A 3,045-nucleotide genomic window follows, 5' to 3' on the forward strand; every position below is an offset into this window, starting at 1 on the left:
AGGCCCTTTTATGGGCAGGCTAAGGGCCAACTTCGGCCGACTTGCACATCCTATGCAGGATGTGCACATCAACCTTCGGGGATACAGCTTCCCGCCGATTCTTCACAAAAACCCATGGTTTCCCTGGCGCCGAAAGGCGCCTGAACCCTCAAGCCCTAAAGGGGCTTGTCCATACCATGCACACGAAAAAACCGGATGATTTCTCATCCGGTTTTTTGATGCCTTTTTTATTTCAGATAAGCGGTGGCTTTCAGCATGAACATGTTGTCCATCTTCCGGCCGCCCATATCCTTGGCGTTGAAGCCGTATTCTGCATCAATGATAAGGCCTCTCATAGGAACGAAGGAGGCTTTGGCCAGGAAGAATTTGGCGCCGCCGTAGTTCTTGCCGTCTACCTTGCCGCCGTATTTGGCAGTGTCGTCCATAACGTCAGCGATATAGGCCGGTACGTTCTTCATGCCATGCCAGTCTTTATATACATGGCCCATGTACTGGTCTACGATGTCGTCAGAAGAGCCGCCGAAGTAGCTGCCTGCCTGGCTGTATACGTAGTCAAGACCCACTTCGAAGGAACGGGCTTTCAGTACATCGGCAGTGCCGTAGTGGAGACCATAGTTGAAGCTGTAAGGTCTTTCTTCATTCAGCGGCAGTTTCCGCAGGTTCTTTACAAATTCACCCTGTACATGCCACATGGGGGTGACATAGTAGGCGCCGGCAAAACCATAGGCTCTGCAGATTTTACCTACCGGGCCATTGGCAGTCATGCCGTAGGCATGGAATTCCCACTGTTGGGGTTTCTTGAAAATGTAGGAAGCATAAGTTACCGGCACATCTTCGTCCTGTCCCCAGCTTTCCTGAACACCCTGACCCATGGGGTAGTAATAATCATTATTGACATACATGCCGTTCTGGCTTGTCAAAGCATTAATCGCCTTGTCCATAGCTGCTGCCTGAGCAGCAGAAGTAATAGCCTGTTTCTGTGCATCGGTTGGCGTAATTCCAGCATTTTCCATTTCTGTTATTTTCTGCTGAACTGCATCTTTAACTCCAGCAGCCAGCTGCCGCTGCATAGCCTGCAGTTTTGGATTATTTTTTCCTGCATCCATCATAGCGCTGATAAGACCTGCACCTCCAGTGCTGTCTTTTAATGGCATGCCTCTTACCATAGGTCCTGTGTAGTTATAGTTGATATCCGTAGCGCGACCATGGGCGATGGTGAAACGGCCGCCCTGGCGGTAGTCGCCGAAGGAGATGAAGGCGCCTTTGAACTGGCCGTCGTAGGTGTAACCGGTGACGCCCATTTTAACGGGGAACTGGCCGATGCCGATAAGGTTCTTGGAGGGGCCGAAGGGGAGCTTGGAGGTGTCCTGTTTCGGTCCGAAGTGGTAGGTAGCCCACAGGCGGTTCATGTGGAAGTCGCCGTCGCCGTATCCGGTCCTTGTTTTGTCGGAGTCCGAGCTTTCACGGCTGGACCAGTCCTGACGGTTGGGAGCAAAGGGAGTGGAGCCGTTCATGCTCATAGTGGTTTCCAACTGGCTGTACACGGTGCTTCTGTCGTTCACATTGGCCATGGTGTTGAGACGTACCCGAAGGCTCAGTTCATCGTGGCTGGATTTATTGTCTTTGTATACATTGTCATAGCGGGGAATGTCCTGCACCCGGATTTCCGTAATGTTGGACAGATTGCCTGTCTTCTTTTCCAGTTCCGTCACACGGACGCCAAGGCTCTGGAGTTCGCCGGCATATTCGGCGGACAGCTTCCGGACAGCAGCCTTCTGGCTGTCATTCAGGCTTCCTTCCTTGGCCATGAGGCGGGCGATGATCTGGGCCAGTTCGTAGCGGCTTACGTTCTTATCCCCTTTGAATGTGCCGTCAGGATAGCCGTCCACCACGCCCTGGTCGGACAGCTGGGATACAGCCTGGTAGGCCCAGGAGGATGTATCTACATCAGCAAAGGGATTGGCAGCGGAAACATTGAAGGCGGTGGCTGCAAAGAGGGCAGCCAGTGTGGTTTTCAGAAGGCAGTGGTTCATTTTCTCTCCCCGGAGCTTTCGGTAAGCTCTCTAAATTCTCAAATGGATTTTTATTTTTAAAACGTTAGTATGAAATTGAATGATTTTCAGCTCATGAAACTAAAACATTATACCTTGAAATGAAGCATCCTGTCAATAGGAATTAGCACCTGATGCTAAAAAGGCAAGAAGGCCCATGTAATCAGCTAAAAAAGTGCATACATACCACGAAAAAAAGACCGGATTCCGGTCTTTTCTGAAAAAGGAGAAGCCTGTTTCATTTTTAAATCTGTTTCAAGAGTCCATCGGGCCTATTATTTTATCTCGATTTTATGAATTCCGTTTGAATCAGGCGGGCACTTTTCAAAATCACAAAGGCAATGACACAGCCGGCACCGCAGGAAATGGAGAAAAGGGACACATAGAAGAGAGCGCCCTTGGAGGAACCCATGAAGAGGGCGGCAATGGGATAGGACAGGAGCCCGCCGATAATGGAAGTGCCTACGAATTCCCCCAGCACCGCCGCCCACAGACTGTGGAGACGGCTGTAGAGGAAGCCCGACAGGAAGGCGCCCACCATGGACCCCGGGAAAGCCAGAAGGCTTCCGGTGCCTAGGAGATTGCGGATAAGGGACGTGCAGAAAGCCGCCGACGTGCTGTACCGGCTGCCGCAGAGCACGGCCAGGAAAATGTTAATCATATGCTGCAGCGGAAAAGCCCGGGTCACCCCCAGGGGAAAGGAAAACAAAGGCGAAAGAAGCACCCCCGCCGCCGTCAAAAGGGCTGCCAGTATCCATTTCCGATATGATTTGTCCTCTGTATAGTTCATCGCTGCCTCCTGCTTAGTAGATTTGTGTATAGCATAGCACTTTGGGACTTGGAGGGAAAGGGTGGGAGGGAAAAGGTTCAGAGAGGAAGGTTGACGGGGCCTTTGACCCCGAAGGTTGTGCAAAAGGGTTGTGTTCGCTGGCGCTCAGGGGGGCAACGGCCCTTCGGGCCGAGGGGAGTAGTGGCGGCTGACGCCGCAGATTAT

General features: G+C 51.9%; 2 protein-coding genes. Both read right to left on the reverse strand.

The annotated features are described in order from the left end of the window. Positions 1 to 227 precede the first annotated feature (227 nt). Positions 228 to 2,033: an S-layer homology domain-containing protein gene (locus B2Y11_RS08245; RefSeq protein WP_291057980.1), complete on the reverse strand. Its 1,806-nt coding sequence runs from the start codon at positions 2,031 to 2,033 to the stop codon at positions 228 to 230. Positions 2,034 to 2,331: 298 nt separating this feature from the next. Next, positions 2,332 to 2,841 (reverse strand): energy coupling factor transporter S component ThiW, encoded by a 510-nt coding sequence (gene thiW / locus B2Y11_RS08250; protein ID WP_291057981.1) that lies wholly within the window; start codon positions 2,839 to 2,841, stop codon positions 2,332 to 2,334. Positions 2,842 to 3,045 lie beyond the last annotated feature (204 nt).

The organism is Dialister sp. UBA1703 (assembly GCA_002320515.1).
In the GTDB taxonomy this organism is placed as follows: Bacteria; Bacillota; Negativicutes; order Veillonellales; family Dialisteraceae; genus Dialister.

Excerpts from the sequence above, each read along its gene's own strand:
- B2Y11_RS08245 (WP_291057980.1), bottom strand. The coding sequence starts at position 2,033 with ATGAACCACTGCCTTCTGAAAACCACACTGGCTGCCCTCTTTGCAGCC.
- thiW (WP_291057981.1), bottom strand. The coding sequence starts at position 2,841 with ATGAACTATACAGAGGACAAATCATATCGGAAATGGATACTGGCAGCC.